At 68.3% G+C, this 16,069-nt stretch carries 11 protein-coding genes and 2 pseudogenes; 9 read left to right on the top strand and 4 right to left on the bottom strand.

Annotation, left to right across the window (positions count from 1 at the left end):
- Together NV2_RS31730 and NV2_RS16475 are read left to right on the top strand one after the other, a co-directional pair.
- A pseudogene (locus NV2_RS31730) lies at positions 1–230 on the top strand (esterase family protein); the annotation flags it as partial.
- Positions 231–334: 104 nt separating this feature from the next.
- Positions 335–961: a hypothetical protein gene (locus tag NV2_RS16475; protein ID WP_067874518.1), complete on the top strand. Its 627-nt coding sequence runs from the start codon at positions 335–337 to the stop codon at positions 959–961.
- A gap of 74 nt (positions 962–1,035) precedes the next feature.
- Here NV2_RS16475 and NV2_RS16470 read toward each other — a convergent pair whose 3' ends face one another.
- Together NV2_RS16470 and NV2_RS16465 are read right to left on the bottom strand one after the other, a co-directional pair.
- Positions 1,036–2,496, bottom strand: coding sequence for a hypothetical protein (locus NV2_RS16470; RefSeq protein ID WP_067874516.1), 1,461 nt, complete (start codon positions 2,494–2,496; stop codon positions 1,036–1,038).
- Between the two features lie 63 nt (positions 2,497–2,559).
- Entirely contained in the window at positions 2,560–3,645 is a 1,086-nt protein-coding gene (locus NV2_RS16465) for an alpha/beta hydrolase (RefSeq protein ID WP_084474822.1), read from the bottom strand.
- 252 nt (positions 3,646–3,897) lie between these two features.
- Here NV2_RS16465 and NV2_RS16460 point away from each other — a divergent pair, with 252 nt between their 5' ends.
- The 3 genes and pseudogenes from NV2_RS16460 to NV2_RS16450 all read left to right on the top strand — a co-directional run.
- On the top strand, positions 3,898–5,343 hold the full coding sequence (locus NV2_RS16460; RefSeq protein WP_157102930.1) for a condensation domain-containing protein: 1,446 nt from the start codon (positions 3,898–3,900) through the stop codon (positions 5,341–5,343).
- Positions 5,343–6,833 (top strand): ArnT family glycosyltransferase, encoded by a 1,491-nt coding sequence (locus tag NV2_RS16455; protein WP_067874510.1) that lies wholly within the window; start codon positions 5,343–5,345, stop codon positions 6,831–6,833. The genes NV2_RS16460 and NV2_RS16455 overlap by 1 nt, the downstream gene beginning before the upstream one ends.
- Before the next feature lie 9 nt (positions 6,834–6,842).
- Positions 6,843–7,307: pseudogene (locus tag NV2_RS16450) on the top strand (glycosyltransferase); the annotation flags it as partial.
- A gap of 26 nt (positions 7,308–7,333) precedes the next feature.
- On the opposite strand, the gene NV2_RS16445 reads toward NV2_RS16450, so the two are convergent.
- Positions 7,334–9,418 (bottom strand): acyltransferase family protein, encoded by a 2,085-nt coding sequence (locus tag NV2_RS16445; RefSeq protein ID WP_067874504.1) that lies wholly within the window; start codon positions 9,416–9,418, stop codon positions 7,334–7,336.
- 210 nt (positions 9,419–9,628) lie between these two features.
- Here NV2_RS16445 and NV2_RS16440 point away from each other — a divergent pair, with 210 nt between their 5' ends.
- The 4 genes from NV2_RS16440 to NV2_RS16425 all read left to right on the top strand — a co-directional run bounded on the left by NV2_RS16440 (position 9,629) and on the right by NV2_RS16425 (position 15,402).
- The gene (locus tag NV2_RS16440; protein WP_067874603.1) at positions 9,629–10,207 is read left to right on the top strand and encodes a TetR/AcrR family transcriptional regulator; all 579 of its coding nucleotides are present in this window, start codon (positions 9,629–9,631) and stop codon (positions 10,205–10,207) included.
- Positions 10,204–10,671: a nitroreductase family deazaflavin-dependent oxidoreductase gene (locus NV2_RS16435; RefSeq protein ID WP_067874501.1), complete on the top strand. Its 468-nt coding sequence runs from the start codon at positions 10,204–10,206 to the stop codon at positions 10,669–10,671. The genes NV2_RS16440 and NV2_RS16435 overlap by 4 nt, the downstream gene beginning before the upstream one ends.
- A 126-nt stretch (positions 10,672–10,797) precedes the next feature.
- Positions 10,798–13,221, top strand: coding sequence for a beta-glucosidase (locus NV2_RS16430; RefSeq protein WP_245662628.1), 2,424 nt, complete (start codon positions 10,798–10,800; stop codon positions 13,219–13,221).
- 117 nt (positions 13,222–13,338) lie between these two features.
- Positions 13,339–15,402 carry a neutral/alkaline ceramidase gene (locus NV2_RS16425; RefSeq protein WP_157102929.1) on the top strand — a complete coding sequence of 688 codons (2,064 nt, stop codon included), beginning with the start codon at positions 13,339–13,341 and terminating at the stop codon, positions 15,400–15,402.
- 33 nt (positions 15,403–15,435) lie between these two features.
- Here the strand turns inward: NV2_RS16425 and NV2_RS16420 are convergent, their stop codons facing one another.
- A complete protein-coding gene (locus NV2_RS16420) occupies positions 15,436–16,032 on the bottom strand; it encodes a TetR/AcrR family transcriptional regulator (RefSeq protein WP_067874496.1) in 597 nt (198 codons plus the stop codon).
- Between the last annotated feature and the right edge of the window lie 37 nt (positions 16,033–16,069).

Below are 16,069 nucleotides of genomic sequence, written 5' to 3'. Positions count from 1 at the left end.
CCTTCGCCGGCGCCGACGGCAAGCTCGATCAACTGGCCTATCAGTTGGTATTCGGTGCCACGCTCGAGGCGGTCACCAATGTCTGCACCCATCAATTGCACGATCGGCTGCAGCAACTGGGTGTGCCGTCGACTTTCGAATTCCGGCCCACCGGCACCCATTCGTGGGGTTACTGGGAGGAGGACTTGCACAAGTCGTGGAAGGTGTTCGCCGCGGCGATGAATGAATGAGCGATTCGTGCGGCGCGCCGTCCTCGCGCGCACCCGGTCACCGCCCACAATGAGATGAAGTCTGTCTCAGCAGAGCTGTACCGGAAACTCGAGGAGAACTGGTTATGCGTCGACTGAGTGTTACCCGTCGTCTCACGGCTGCGTCGGCATCCGCTGCGGCGGCGGCGATGGTTTTCGCGGGCCCGGTGGCCGCGGAGCCGGCTGCCGTGGACTGGACCGCGGCCACGACCCACCTGCGTTCGGCGGCGGCCGGTGATCCCGCCGCCGTACAGGCGATCGACCGGCTGCAGGCCTCGGGCCGGACGGTTCAGCAGGCGGCGTTGCCGCCCCAGCCGTTTCAGATCCCCGCCCAGTCCGATATCGGGCGCGGTGGGGGACCGGGCGTCTACGGTTCCGGCATCGCCCTGAACTTCGACGGCTTCCGGTTCGGTTTCTTCGGCGGACCGGGCACCATCGCGCCGAATCAGGCCGGCGCGAACCTGCAGGTCGTCTGGTACAACATGTCCAACGGGCGCAGCGGTACCCAGACGCTCATCGAACATCAGGACATTCCGGTCGACACCACCATCCGCACCGCCGTCTTCGATCCCGGTCCGGGCATGATCGTCGCGGCGGTGTACGGAACGCTGTGGCACCGGTGGCCGGTGCCGGTCTCCGATGAACACCCGGATGGCTTCCAGTACCAGCTGGGCACCATTTCCGTCCCGTCGTTCGGGGCCGTCTACAACTGAATGAGTCGCGGCCGGTGGGTAGATCCGGTCGACCCGGTGGGGCCGGTTTCGCACGAACCGGCCCCACCGTCGTGTCAGCCGGCAGGCGCGATCCGGAACAGGCCGGTGGTTGTTCCCTGGTACTGCACCCGGCCCGGTGCGATGGTGCCCACCATCTGCAAGGTGTTGTGGACGGCGGTGGCGCCGACCGGCTGCTGTGAGGCGACGGCACCGGTGGCAGCGTCGATGACGGTCAGCCGATAGCCGCCCAGCACCGATGCGGCGCTGCCGGTGTCGATTCCGGCGATCCGGTCGTCACGGGCGATGGTGTAGATCATGCCGTCGGCGAGTGACAGCCGGGGCACCGCCGCCGACTTCACCTCGCCGGCCCACTTCCGGGTACAGCCCTGCCCGTCGGGGTCGATATCGATACGGACCATTCCACCGCGGAAGTCCGCAGAACCGGGCTCGCTCGGACCGGCATTGTCGGGCAGCGCCGGATACGGAAAGCCGTAGGTGCTCGCCACGAAGACGCTGGAGCCCGAACCGATGGGGGAGTTCTCGGTCCCGTCGAGCGCGGGTACCGAGCAGATGGTGCGTCCGGTGCTGGTGTCGTAGACCAGCAGATTCTCCTCGGGCACGGCATTGTCGGTGATCGCCAGGTATTCGGTGCCGTCACGCGGGCCGAAAAACGTCGGGCTCGCGCCGCTACCCCAGCTGAGTTGCCCGGGTTTACGCGCCGGCCCGCGGTCGTAGTCGCGGCGCCACACCTGATGCGGTGCACCCGAGCTGTCGGCGGTGAACAGGTAGGTGGCGTGATCGGTGGTCACCGCGGTGCCCTGCGGTGCCGTGGAGATGCTGTTGTCGATATGTTCACCCGCCAGTGTGATCGACTGCGCCGCACCGGTATCCGGATCGAGTATGCCGACGGCGCCGTTGGCGGTCGCGAACCAGATCCGGCCCTGTCGATCGGGCATCAGCGAGGCCACGCTGTCGCAGTCGCCACCGCCGCAGTGCCCGGTGACCGCCGCGTCGAGCGGGACACTGGACTCGATCGCGAGTTTCGCGCCGGCACTATCTCTCTCGTGCGCGATCCGCACCAGGTTGTTGTGACCGTCGACCATGACCAGTCGGTCGGCGTGGTCCAGATAGGCGTAGACGCCGCCGAGCAGGCCACCCTTGGGCAGTGACAGCGAAGTCAGTGGTGCGCCGGTGGCGGGGTCGAGCAGGAACACCGTCGGCGAGCGGTCGATCACCTTGGTACACAGGGCCTGTGGCAGACCGTCGCCGCCCTGCAGAATGGTCGGGCAGGCGGCCGCGAGTTCCTGGAACCGGACGTCCACCGGCCCCGTACCGACTCCGGGAAGCCCGGTGGTGTCCGAGGACTCCGCGTCACCGTGCATGGTGGCCGTGCCGGGCGGCCCCAGATACGGGTCCGCCGGCGGCAGCGGCCCGAAGGCGTTCGCGGTGGCGGCACCGATGAACAGCGCCACCGCCGCTGCGGTGGCGCCGACTGCGGCAAATCCGGTACGTCGCACGGGCGCTCCTGAGATCATGGTTCGGATCCAACGATCTCCTCATGATGCCGCACCGCCGCGGCCCGGGCGCCGGGACCGTGGTCATCGATTCAATGCTTGTGCCAGCAGCGGCCAGGAGCGGTGCAGGTCCTCCTGCCAGTAACCCCACGAGTGCGTGCCCCTGGCCCGCAGATCGAAGGTTGCCGGGATGCCGAGTTGGACCAGCCGATCCTGTAGCGCGACCGCACAATTGTGGGTGGCCGCCTCGAGGATGCCGCCGTAGAACAGCTGTTCGGTGAGTTTATGGGCGTCGCCGTGGATTCCGGGGCCGTCGAGCCGGTCCAGTGCGCCCGGAACACCGTTGCCGGTGGATACGTAGATCGCCAGGCCACGCAACCGGCCCGCATGCAGATACGGATCGTTGGCCGCCCACAGCGGATCGCCGGGCGGTCCCCACAGATTTCGGGGATCGCCGTGCCAGCGCAGCACCACACCGTCGACGAACGCCTGCCCGAGCGGATCGCTGGTGCGCGCGCAGCCGCTGTAGGAGCCCACCGCGCGATACAGTCCCGGAGCCGCCGAGGCCAACTGGAATACCGAGGTGCCGGCCATCGAGATACCGGCGATCGCATTGGCGCCGGAACCACGGAACGCCGAATCGATCACGGTGGGCAGTTCCGCGGTGAGGAAGGTCGCCCACTTCTGTCGCCCCAGAACGGGGTCGTCAGCCCGCCAATCGGCGAAATAGCTGCCGTTGCCGCCCATCGGCGTCACCACGGTGACCTGCTTGTCGCGGAAGAAATCCACCACATCGGTTTGCGCGGGCCAGCTGCTGGATTCCGATCCGCCGCTCGCCCCGTTGAGCAGATACAGCACCGGCGCGGGCTTCGAACCATCGGGTGCCCGAAGTACTTTCACCACGATCTCGCGGCCCATCGCGGCGGAGCGTACCCGCAGGTCCAGCATCGAATCCGCACCCGAGTCGACGGCGACCAGATGGCTGCCGTCGGCGACCAGATGGCTGCCGTCGGCGGCCGGATGCGCCGCCGCGGTCAGGTCGGCGATACTCACCGGGGCGATCGCGCTGTCGTCGGCGACCGCGGGTGCTGCGCTCACCGCGACGAGCACGCTCGCGGCGATGGTCAGCAACGCACTCGGGATCGTGGCGCGCAATGTGCGGAGAAGCATTCGAACCTCTTTCGATCCGTCCGGATCCGGTTGCGGTCAAACTAGGCCCGTAACCAGCGGCGCCACAAGATGTTCGGCGAACCGTTGGGACCAGCGGCCTAAACAGCTCGGCCGCCGTTGGGGACGTTCACAGACTTCACCGGCAATGGTTGGCGGATCGGTCCGGGTGCCGTTGACTCGCGGCCGCGCGACCCGGCGGTGCTGCCGGCGCCGGCGGATCGTCGCTCACTTCTGGACGAAACGAGGGTTTCCATGGTCGGTTTCGGCTTCTTCGACGATTGGCATCCACGTCCGGGCAGGTTGATTTCCTGGGCGCCCACCGCGGACTCGCGTGCCGCTGTGCTGGCGGCACCGGAACATCCGACCGGGCCGTCGTATCAGCAGCGCGAGTACCTGCGCGCGGCCTATCGGCAGCGCGACAGCGGTTCTCGCGCGTCGCGGCTGTGCATGATCGCGTTCGACGTTCCCGCACCGCTGGACCGCGCGGCGATGACCCGCACCGTCACCGCGTTCGCCCGGCGCCACGATACCTTCTGGAGTTGGTTCTCCTGTGCAGGTGAGGACCGCATCGTCCGGCACGTCGCCGATCCGGCCGATATCGAGTTCGAGGTCCACGATTACGGTGACTGTGCAGGCGGTGAGTCGGTACGCGCCCATGTGCAACAACAGGCACGAGGAGTGTTCGACTGGGACTGCTTCGGTTTCGGCGTCATCGACCGGGGCGCTGAATTCACCGTCTACGCCGCCGTCGATCACCTGCACACCGACGGTGTGGGGCAGGCGCTGTCGTGCGTCGATCTGCTGCGGCTCTACGGCAACGAACTGTCCGGCGGCGGGGTCGACATCGAGCCGGTGGACGGCCACCTGTCCTACTGCGACCGGGAATTGGCCCATCACACCGCACTCACCACGCACTCGCCGCAGGTCCGGGCCTGGCTGGAACTGCTGGTCGAGCACGACGGATCGGTGCCGTCATTCCCCATGGATCTGGGCGCGGTCGCCGGCGGCGGATTCACCCGCGGTGCCCAGGTCACCGTGCCGCTGTTCGACGAAGCCGCGGCGCTGCGCTTCGACGCGGTCTGTGAACGTTCCGGCGCGAAATTCCTCGGCGGACTCTTCGCCGCCATCGCACTCACCGAATACGAATTGACCGGCCGGGAAAAGTATTTCGTGTTCACCCCGGTCAACACTCGTACCGAAGTGGGGGAGCAGGGGGCGATCGGCTGGTTCACCAATCTGGTGCCGGTCGCGGTGACGGTGCGGCCCGGCGACACCTTCACCGCGCTGGCCTGGCGGGCCCAGGCCGCTGCCGACTCGGGACGGGAACTGGCCGATGTCGGCGTGCACCGGGTACTGGAACTGGCGGACGGGGATCCGCGCATCCGCAGCAGCCTCGGATTCGCCGCGCCGATGGTCTCCTATGTCGATGTGCGTCGGATGGAAGGCGCGGAGATGTTCGACAAGATCAACGGTGGACTCTACGGTAACCGCGCCAGCTCCAGCGAAGTCTATCTGTGGGTCAACCGCTTCCCGGACATGACCTCACTGAGCATGGTCTTTCCCGATACTCCGCGCGCCCACGAGGCCATCGACCGGTATCTGTCGACGCTGACGGCACTCTGCGGTGATATCGCCGCGAACGATAGGAACGAGGTGGCCGTGGCGGGCGCGGAACAGGTGGAACCCGCATCATTGTGATGAAGCGAACGCCCGCTCTCGGGGTCGTCGGATTGCTTGCGCTGGTCGCCGGCGGAGTATTGGTAGCGCGCGCGGCCCGCTACGACTGGTTCGGCGACGAATTGTATTTCCTCGCCGCCGGACACCATCCGGATATCGGCTACGTCGATCAGGGGCCGCTGATCCCGCTGCTGGCCCGTGCCGCCGATATGGTGGCCCCGGATTCCCTGACCGTGCTGCGGCTGCCGGCGATCCTGGCCGGCGTCGCCGCGATCATCGTGACCGCCCTGACGGCGCGGGAATTCGAGGGCGGGCGGGCCGCGCAGATTTTGGCCGGGATCGGGTACGCGAGCTGTCCCTGGCTGATCACCCAGACCGCGTCGCTGTCGACTTTCGCGCTCGACAGCACCGCGGTGGCCCTCGTGGTCTGGCTACTTGTGCGCTGGGTGCGTCTGCGGCAGGACCGGCTGCTACTGGTCGCCGGAGTCGTCGTGGTGATCGATCTGCAGGTGAAGCTGCTGATCCCCATGGTGATCGCCGCACTGGCGGTCGGCGTCGCCTGCTGCGGCCCCCGCGATATCGTGCGACGGCCCACCCTGTGGCTCGCGGCGGGAGTAGTGACGCTCGCAGCGGTTCCGGCACTGCTGTGGCAGTGGCGCCACGACTGGCCGCAATGGGCGATGGGACCAGTGATCCGCGACGAACAGCAGGCCGCGACCGGAGGCGCCGCGGGCCTGCCGGTGCAGCTGGCCGTGCTCGCCGGCGTGCTGGGATGCGTGCTGACAGCCTGCGCGGCATACGGTGTCGTGCGTACTCGGCTGCGCGCCTACCGTTTCCTCGCCGTCGCCGCACTGGTCGTCGCCGGGTTCGTGGTCGCGGTCGGCGGCAGACCGTACTACCTCGCCGGCCTGCTCCCCGCGGTATTCGCCACGGGAGCGTGCGTTCTGGTCGAGAACGTACCGGCGCGGTGGTGGAAGGCGGCGGCGGTGGTCGCGACCGCGATCTCGGCCGTGATCGTCTCGGCGGTGGTGGTGTTGCTGCCGTCCGGCGCGCCCGCTCAGCCGGTGACCACCCGGGCCGAAATGTCTGTGCGCATGCGGGTTTCGGGCACCACCGGCCGGGCCGATCTCGTTTCCGGGGTACTTCGCGCCGCGGCCTCGGCGGGCAGGGAGCGCATCCCCGTGATCACTCGAACATATTGGCAGGCAGCGATTCTGGTCCACGCCCGCGACCCGAGAATGCCGTTGGTATACAGCGCTGACCGCGGTTACGCGCTGTTCGGCCGACCGGACGAGGACGTCGAAACGGTGCTGTGCGTCGATACCGCCGAGGCCGCACCACGCTTGCGGCACTCGTTTTCCGACGTCCGGGCCCTGGTGCAGCTCGACGATCCGCGCGGTTTCCCGGGAATCGACGCACGCATGACCGTGTGGCGGTGTGCCGGCCCCCGCGAGCCCTGGGCGCGGCTGTGGCCTGAGCTGACCACCTACGTCCTGGACCCGGGAATCTGAGGAGTATCGATGTCACCCGACCTGCCCGAACTGATCCGCCGCAAAGGGGATCGAACCATCTCCGTGGTGCTGCCGGCGCTAGACGAATCCGCCACCGTCACGGGGGTGATCGCGTCCATTCGGGGCCTGGTCGGCGGACTCGTCGACGAACTCGTCGTGGTGGACTCCGGCTCGACCGACGACACCGTCGTCCGCGCCGTCGCCGCCGGTGCCGATGCGGTGTACACGAGGGAGCAGGCGCTTCCGGGGATACCGGTGCGGCGGGGAAAAGGGGAGGTGCTGTGGCGGTCGCTGGCGGTGACGCGGGGCGACATCGTCGTCTTCGTCGACTCCGATTTGCAGGACCCGGACCCGGGCTACGTCCCCGCACTGGTCGCGCCGTTGCTGCGCGACCGGCGGCTCCATCTGGTCAAGGGGTACTGTCGGCGCCCGCTCCGTGACGACCGGTGCGGTGACCAGCGCGGTCTCGTCGGCCGATCGCCCGCCGTTCGCGTCGATCCTCACCACCATTCGAGCACGGGACCGAGTTGGCGGCCGAGCTCTGGGCCCAGCGAGCGGGAGTAGCTCGCGGTGAAGTGGTGCTCATCGTGGTAGACGAGAATGTTCCCCACTTCGACCGGGCAGATGTCGGGTTCGCATACGGCGTCGGTCAGGTCGATGGGGAAGATGTTCGGGAACGCCGCTGCCGGTGCGAGTGCCGGATTCACCGGCGACAGCGCATCGCTGCGCCGGATACCGCAGCTGGTCCGGTTGCCGCGCTCGGCCAGGCAGTCGGCCGCCTTGTACCGCACGCCGTGGTGGCGCAGCCACGGAGTGTCGCGGACGGCGACCACGCGCATTCCCTCGTCGGACAGCGCCTTCCAGACATCGACGTAGTCCTGTGGCGTTTCGTCGCCGCCGGCGTCGATCGGCCGGGTCGCGGTGGTGAACACCCAGTCGGGGCGTTCCTTGCCCAGCACGTCGAGCACACCGAGCGTCCAGTCGCGGCAGTCGGCGTTCGGTTCGCCCTTGTACATGGCGTTCGGGTCCAACGTGAGCGGACAACCCATCTTCAAATGCACGAGGATCTTGAAGCGGTACTGCTCGGCCAGCTGTTGCAGGGCCGGCATCCAGTGCTCGGCATGGGAATTGCCGACCACGGCGAGGGTGCGTTCGGCGTCGGGCACACCGTAGGTGCAGGTGACCACGTCGCGGTTGTTCCAGTCGGCGATGCAGCCGTCGACCGTCGGAGGCGGCAGCTCCGCCGGGGCCTCGTAGACGGTCGGACGCATGCGTGCCTGCGGGACCGGAGCCCCGGACGCGAGCGCCTCCGCACCCGGATACTGCGTGGGATCGAGCGCGCCGACCGCCCGCGGCGGGTGGGTGTGCATCACCGCGCTCCAGGCGACGGCCGAGCCGGCGACCAGCACCGCGGTCAGCGACAACGCGACCCCGGCGGTGCGTCGATAACGCGGTCCGAACGCCGGTCCGGTGTCCGACGGTCGCGGCCGGCTCAGGCGCAGTGGTTCCTCGATGTAGCGATGGGTGAGATAGGCCAGCACCATCGAGGCCGCGATAACGGCCAGGCCACCGCGCAGCCCCACATGGGAACCGCCGCGTTCGGACAGTAGGAAGATCAGCAGCGGCCAATGCCACAGGTACAGCGAATAGGCTATGTCGCCGAGGCGTACGAGTGGATCGGAGGCCAGGACTCGGGTCAGCCAGGGCTGCTCCTGTGCGGAGACTCCGGCACCGGCGACGATCAGCGCGACGGCGGCACCCACCGGCAGTAGGGCGGGAGGACCGGGGAACTGGCTCGCACCGTCGGTGATCCAGCCGCCGACGAACACCACCAGCAGGCCCGCGGCGGCCAGTACGACCCGGACCGGCCGCGGCACCCGCAGCGCCGTCGCGGCCAGCGCCAGCGCGGCGCCGATGAGCAGCTCCCACGCCCGCGCGGCACTGTCGTAGTAGTTCCACCCCTGATGGGTCGCCAGGCCGTGGGTGGCGTACAGGAACGAGGCCACGATGCCGACACCGATCACGGTGGCCAGCGCCGGGCGGATCGCGCTGTCGCGTCCGGCGCGGCGGCAGATCCAGACCGTCGCGGCTACCACCAGTAACGCGGCCACGTAGTACTGGCCCTGCACCGACATCGACCACAGATGTTGCAGCGGACTCACCGACGGGTCTGCCGCCAGATAGTCCGACCAGGTCGTCGCCAGCTGCCAGTTCTGGTAGTAGAGCAGTGAGGCGAGCGTCTGGCCCGCCAGATCACTCCACTGGGTATACGGCCGCAGCAACACGGTCCCGACGACGACGGCGGCCAGCACCGTGACGAGTGCGGGGAGCAGTCGCCGGGCGGTGCGCCGCAGCGTGGTGCCGATACCTACCGGGCCACCCGAGGTCGCGCGCCGCAGCAGCGATCCGGTGAAGAAGTAGCCCGAGAGCACCAGGAAGATGTCGACTCCGCCGGACACTCTGCCGCACCACAGATGGAACACCACGACCAGGGCGATGGCCAGGCCACGCAGGCCGTCCAGGTCCTTGCGGTAGGTGACCGGGCGGCTCTGGTCGGTGGCGGTATCGGTCACCGCCCCGGGCATGACGACACGACGCTATGGCGAGACGAAGAGGGGGATGACACGCCAATTCCCTATCACACGGGCCGGTCCTACAGCCAAACCACATGGACCGGATGTGAACCTGGCGACCTCTTGTTTCAGCGCGAGCCCAGCGGGTAGAGTTTGGTCATTCGACCAAGGCGAATGCCCAAACAGGTGGGCCGGAACCACGCGCCGACGAAGGGAATGCGGATGGCGACCGCTGCTGAGCAGGGACGAGACACCCGCATGCGCCTGATGGACGCGGCGACCGATCTGATCGCTGCACGCGGCTGGAGCGCCGTCACCACCCGGCTCGTCGCGGAACGGGCAGGGGTGCGCCCCGGTGTGGTGCATTACCACTTCCGGACGGTCGACGATCTGCTCATCGATGCGGCGCTGCGATTGATGGGGTCCCTCGCCGACGGGATCCCCGGTGCGGCCGGGCCGGGCGGAGTCCGCATCACGGCGTTGCTGTCGGTAGTGGGTGAATATTCGCAGCCCGATGCCGATACCCGGATCTTCGCCGAAATCCTGCTGGCCGCGACCCGGCACGAACGCTTGCGTGCCGGGCTGGAACGCGTGCTCACCGAATTCCGCACGACTCTGATCGACGGACTGCGCACCGATGCGGTGGTGACCGATCCCGAGGCCACCGCGGTCGTTCTCGTCGCCGCGCTGGACGGGCTGGTGCTGCATCGGCTCATCGACCCGCAGGTGCGCGCGATGGATGTGACGAGCCCGCTGCAGCGGCTGTGCGGAGCCGAACCCTCACAGAAGGAGACATCATGAGTTTCGCCGACACCGTGACCGGTCTGGGTGCCCGCGCACTGCGCACCCGTGGGCTGGTCCGCGCCCCCATCCTGATCTACCGCGCCGGCCTGGGCTTCCTGTTCGGCGGCCGGCTGTTGATGATGCAGCATCGGGGCCGCACCAGCGGCGCCGCACGCTACGTGGTCCTCGAGGTCGTCGACCATCCGGCGGCGGACGAATACGTCATCGTCTCCGGCTTCGGCACGCGTGCGCAGTGGTATCGCAATATCGAAGCCGAACCGGCAGTGCGGATCTGGGTCGGCCTGCGACGTGGCGTGCCGGCCGGGGCCACGGCCATGTCCGAGACGGAATCGGCTGCGGCACTGGACCATTACATCCAGGAACATCCCAAGGCGTGGGAGAATCTGCGCGCGGTGATCGAACGCGCCACCGGAGCGCCGGTCGGCACCCTGCCGATGGTCCGGTTGCGGCTGCGCGGATGATCCGATCGCCGCTGCGGAGCGGGCCGGGTGCACCTGCACGGCCGGTTCTACGGCGGTTCTCGCCGCCGACGCGCGCACCTGGTAATACGGGGCCGCGCAGGGGGTGTCGGCGTAGCGTCGTGGCGGATGCGCAGTCGAGACGGAAACGGGGCACCGATGCAGGATCGGACCGAGCAGTTGATCACGCGACTGGATCTGCCGGCCGGATTACGGCTCATCTCCGGTGCCGGAATGTTCCGCATGGCGGGTGATCCCGCGATCGGACTGTCCGATATGCCACTGTCGGACGGGTCTTCGGGGGTGCGTGGTGAGAACTGGGACGAGCGCGACCCGTCGGTGAGTCTGCCCTCGGGTACGGCACTGGCCGCCACCTGGGATCGCGAGCTGCTCACCGAGATCGGAGAGCTGATCGCGGCACAGGCGCGCCGCAAGAACGTCTACGCGGTGCTGGGCCCCACCGTGAACCTGCACCGCTCACCACTCGGCGGCAGGCATTTCGAATGCTTCTCCGAGGATCCGATGCTCACCGCGGAGATCGCGGTCGCCTACGTGCGTGCAGTGCAGGCATACGGCATCGGCGCCTGCCCGAAACATTACGTCGCCAACGATTCCGAGACCGATCGGTTCACCGTCGATGTCCGCGTCGGCGAGCGGGCGTTGCACGAGGTGTATCTGTATCCGTTCGAACGTGCCGTGGCGGCCGGTGCCTGGATGGTGATGGCCGCATACAACAGCGTCGACGGCACCACCATGACCGAATCGCCGCTGCTGGACGAACCGTTGAAGGGCAGTTGGGGCTTCGACGGCGTGGTGGTGTCGGACTGGACCGCGGTACGCAGCACCGAGGGGGCGGCCCGGGGCACGGATCTCGCGATGCCCGGACCGGCGCCGCTGTGGGGTGCGGCCCTCGAGGAAGCCGTCACCTCCGGTGCGGTCCCGGAGTCCGCGATCGACGACAAGGTCCGGCGCATACTGCGTTTCGCGCAACGGGTGGGTGGCCTCGCGCCGGAGCCGGGGGAGGTCACCCCGCCGGTGCCGGAAGTGAGCGACGAGCGCGCGCGTGAACTGGTCCGGCGCGCTGCCGCGGCGGCGATGGTCCTGGTGCACAACGAGGGTGTGCTGCCCTTGGCTGCGGAGACACCGATCGCGGTACTCGGTGCTGCCGCCGCGGATCCACGGTACATGGGCGGTGGCAGCGCCACCGTGCTGCCCGATCACACCGTCACTCCGGTGCAGGGACTGTCGGCGGTGCTGCCGGTGGTCCACACCCCGGGAGTACGCCTCGGTGACGATCCGATTCCGGTGCCGCTGGAACTGGTGACCGATCCGGTCACCGGAACCCCGGGCCTGTGCCTGCGCTATCTGGACGGTGATCGGGTTCTCGACGTCCAGCATCGCACTTCCGGACGACTGGTGCTCTTCGGCGACCCGAATGCGGCGCAGGCCTCGGCGATCGAACTGCGGGCCCGGTTGCGTGCCGACGTGTCGGGGGTGTGGCGGATCGGGGTCGCCGGTCTGGGGCATTGCGAGCTGGATATCGACGGTAGGACGCAGGTCGACACCGAGATCGCCTTCGAGGGAACCGACCCGGTGGCCGCACTACTGGATCCACCGCACCGTTCGGTCGACTACGAGCTGACCGCCGGGCAGGAGGTCGAGGTGCGGGTGCGTGTCGGCGCGGGCGCCGACGCCGGACTCGGGATGATCCTCGGGGTCGGTCTGGGCATCGTGCGGCCGCAGCGGGCACCCGAGGAGGAATTCGCCGCGGCGGTGGCCGCCGCGCGGGAGACCGCCGCGGCCGTGGTGGTGGTCGGTACCACCGAGCAGCAGGAGAGCGAGGGACGCGATCGAACCACACTCGCACTTCCGGGCCGCCAGGACGAACTCGTCGCCGCGGTGGCGGCCGCCAATCCGCGCACCGTGGTGGTGGTGAATTCCGGAGCCCCCGTGGAGATGCCGTGGCGCGAGGACGTCGCCGCGGTCCTGCTGAGCTGGTTTCCGGGCCAGGAATTCGGCGCCGCCCTGGCCGATGTGCTCACCGGTGTGGTCGAACCCGGCGGGCGGCTGCCCACCACCTGGCCGAAGCAACTCGCCGACATCCCTGTCCGCGAGACGATTCCGGTCGACGGCACGCTCGATTACACCGAAGGGGTGCACCTGGGGTACCGGGCCTGGTTGCGGGCCGGTACGCAGCCGGCCTACCCGTTCGGGCACGGGCTCGGCTATACCGTCTGGGAACTGAGCGATCTCGTGGTGGACGGGCACGATATCGAGGTCACCGTGGCCAATATCGGTGAGCGACCGGGCAAGCAGGTGGTCCAGGTCTATCTGTCCCGGGAAGGCAGTGCGGTGGAGCGTCCGGTGCGGTGGCTGGCCGCCTTCGCGACCGTGTCCGCCGCGGCAGGATCCCGGCAACGGGTCCGGATCACGGTGCCGCAGCGTTCGTTCCAGCACTGGACCGATTCCGGCTGGGCCACCGAGTCCGGCGCGTTCACCGTGCACGTCGGCACCTCGGTGATCGCACTGCCGCTGACCGCGACGATCGAGTGATATCCGGGCGATCCCCGAATCGGGTCTAGATTACTGGACGGTTGACCAGTAGGGTCCGGTCTGCACAATGTGACCAGAAGGCCGGAGGGTGCGCGGCCGGAACCGAAGGGGCGAGCAGTGACTTTTACCCGGCGATCGATGCTGGCCGGTACCGTGGCCGCCGCGGTGGCGACCCAGGCGTCGACCGGCGTCGGCGCGGTCGGGGCCGCGCCCGTGCACAGCACCGGGAACTCGGCGGGATACCTGGTCGGCGCGGGGATGGCCGATGTCACCGGTGCCGTCGCCGGGCAGGGCATGATGGGTTACTCCGAGCTCGACCAGGTGGCGACCGGCCTACTGATGCGTACCTGGGCCCGGGCCTACATCGTGGTCGATCAGCTCACCGGTGATCGTGTGGCCTTCGTCAGCGCCGATATCGCCTGCCTGTTCCAATCGGTGCATCTGGCGGTGATGCAGCAATTGGCACAGCGTTTCGGCTCGCTGTACACCGAACGCAACGTCAACGTGAACGCCACCCACAATCACAATTCCTGCGGCGGCACCGCACGGGAGTACGCGTATTCGCTGGCCGCCTACGGATTTCAGAGCAATTCGCACGATGCCGAGGTCGAGGGGATCGTCGCCGCCCTGGCGGCCGCACACGAGAATCTCGCGCCCGGAACGATATCGCTCGGACACGGTGAACTGCACGACGCCTCGGCCAACCGGTCGCGCACCGCCTTCGACCTCAACCCACCCGACGACAAGGCGCATTTCCCGAACGCGATCGATCCGCAGGTCACCGTGTTGCGTCTGCGGCAGGGCGGCACGGATATCGGCGCGATCACCTGGTTCGCCACCCACGGCACCTCCCTCACCGACGCCAACACCCTCATCTCGGCCGACAACAAGGGTTATGCGAGCTACCGCTGGGAACACGACGAGATGGGCGTGCGTGCAGGCAGTGGCCGGGCAGGATTCGTCGCGGCCTTCGCGCAGACCAACGCCGGCGATATGACTCCCAATATGGGGCTGACCCGCTGGCATCCTTCCGGCCCGACCGAGGACAACCGGGCCAACTGCGCACTGGTCGGCGAGCGTCAATATCGAGCCGGCCGGGCAGCATTCGATGCGGCGCGGCCGATGCGCAGCGGGGGAGTGGACGCCGCTCTGCACTATCTGAACCTGGCCGACACCGCGATCGACGGCGCCTACACCCCCGACGGCAAGCCCGCGCGCACCGCTCCGGCGATGATGGGCAGTGCCGCGGCCGCGACCAGTTCGGAGGACAACTGGAAGAGTCAGCTGTCGTTCCTGCAGGAGGGTGATGCCAATCCGGTGGTCGCGGCGCTCGGTGGTCTCGACGGCCCGATCGAGCAGTGGATGCGAGATGCGCAGGCGCCGAAACTCATCGTGGCACCGCTGGGCATCCTGCCGCCGCGGCCGTGGGTGCCACAGACGGTCCCCATTCAGATCCTGCGAATCGGTGACCTGATCCTGGCCTCGGGGCCGGCCGAGTACACGGTGGTCTCGGGTCTGCGTATTCGCCGGGTCGTCTCGCATGCGCTGTCGGTACCACTGGAGAACGTGCTGCTGCAGGGCTACGCGAACGGGTACAGCGGCTATGTGACCACGCCCGAGGAGTACGCCTCCCAGCAGTACGAAGGCGGCGAAACACTGTTCGGGCGCTGGACGCTGCCTGCCTACGTGCAGGAATTCGACCGGCTGGCGCGAGCCGTGGCCACGCGCACCGATCTCGGTCGCGGCCCCGCCCCGCTCGACTGGACCACCGGACTGCAGCCGAACCTGCTCGCCCCGGTGCCGGCCGATCTGCCGGTGGCCGGACGGAACTTCGGTGACGTGCTCACCGCACCGAAACCGCACTACAGTGCCGGGGAGACCGTTTCGGTGGAATTCTGCGGTGCCCATCCCAACAACGATCTGCACACCGGTGGAACATATTTCGAGGTACAGCAGGCCACGGGCGCGCAGTGGCGCACGGTGTTCGACGACAACGACTGGTGCACGGAACTGCACTGGTCGCGCCCGCCGGGCCAGGACGCCGCCTCGGTGATCGCCGTGCACTGGACCGTCCCGGACGGCACGGCCGGCGGTCGCTACCGGGTCAGCTACACCGGCAACCGGCGCGACGGGGCCGCGACCACAGCGTTCACCGGTTCGGCCGAATTCTCGGTGGGCTGAGTCGCCGGGTCTTGTCGAAGGCGGTGCCGAATCTCAGGGCTGTCTCGTGCCGGTGAGGGTGTCCAGGTATGCGGCCATCGCGTGCCCGGCATCGATCAGCGGTTCGGTCGAACGCAGTGTGCGGCTGAGGATGAACGCGCCCTCGAGAGCACCCACTACCGCGATCACGAAGGCGCGGGCCGCGGCGGGGGCGAGTCCGCGGGTCCGGAAGTAGGTGCTGCCCTGCTCGATCCAGGAGTCGATCACCTCGGCGGTCACGGCGCGTAGCTCGGGCTCGCTGTCGGCGATCTCGCCCGCCACCGTGCCCACGGGGCACATGTTGATCCACCCGGATTCCTCGATCTGCTGAGCCGCGGCGGTGAATGCGCCGACCACCGCCTCGTGCAAATCCGGGTACGGATCCATCAGCAGCGGCAGCAACTGGATGTAGGCGGCGCCGCTGGTACGCAGTGCGGCGGCGGCGATCTGCTGCTTGCCCTGCGGAAAGTGGTGGTAGAGCGACCCGATCGGGGCCTGCGCAGCCGCAGTGATCTGTTTGACGCCGGTGGCGCCGTATCCCTGGCGCCGCATGAGTTCCGCGGTCGCGGTGACGATGCGTTCCGCGGTCGGGGTTGACACGGTCTCGGACATGTTCCCATACTAGAACATGCGCTCTAGAGTGATCGTT

Source organism: Nocardia vermiculata NBRC 100427, assembly GCF_001613265.1.
In the GTDB taxonomy this organism is placed as follows: domain Bacteria; phylum Actinomycetota; class Actinomycetes; order Mycobacteriales; family Mycobacteriaceae; genus Nocardia; species Nocardia vermiculata.
The sequence above is the reverse complement of the archived record's forward strand: the minus strand, read 5'-3'. Positions and strand labels throughout refer to the sequence as shown.

Bases quoted from the DNA above. Each gene is read 5' to 3' on its own strand.
- NV2_RS16420 (WP_067874496.1), bottom strand. From the start codon at position 16,032: ATGTCCGAGACCGTGTCAACCCCGACCGCGGAACGCATCGTCACCGCG.
- NV2_RS16440 (WP_067874603.1), top strand. From the start codon at position 9,629: ATGGCGACCGCTGCTGAGCAGGGACGAGACACCCGCATGCGCCTGATG.
- NV2_RS16435 (WP_067874501.1), top strand. From the start codon at position 10,204: ATGAGTTTCGCCGACACCGTGACCGGTCTGGGTGCCCGCGCACTGCGC.
- NV2_RS16465 (WP_084474822.1), bottom strand. From the start codon at position 3,645: ATGCTTCTCCGCACATTGCGCGCCACGATCCCGAGTGCGTTGCTGACC.
- NV2_RS16470 (WP_067874516.1), bottom strand. From the start codon at position 2,496: ATGATCTCAGGAGCGCCCGTGCGACGTACCGGATTTGCCGCAGTCGGC.
- NV2_RS16475 (WP_067874518.1), top strand. From the start codon at position 335: ATGCGTCGACTGAGTGTTACCCGTCGTCTCACGGCTGCGTCGGCATCC.
- NV2_RS16455 (WP_067874510.1), top strand. From the start codon at position 5,343: ATGAAGCGAACGCCCGCTCTCGGGGTCGTCGGATTGCTTGCGCTGGTC.
- NV2_RS16430 (WP_245662628.1), top strand. From the start codon at position 10,798: ATGCGCAGTCGAGACGGAAACGGGGCACCGATGCAGGATCGGACCGAG.
- NV2_RS16460 (WP_157102930.1), top strand. From the start codon at position 3,898: ATGGTCGGTTTCGGCTTCTTCGACGATTGGCATCCACGTCCGGGCAGG.
- NV2_RS16445 (WP_067874504.1), bottom strand. From the start codon at position 9,418: ATGCCCGGGGCGGTGACCGATACCGCCACCGACCAGAGCCGCCCGGTC.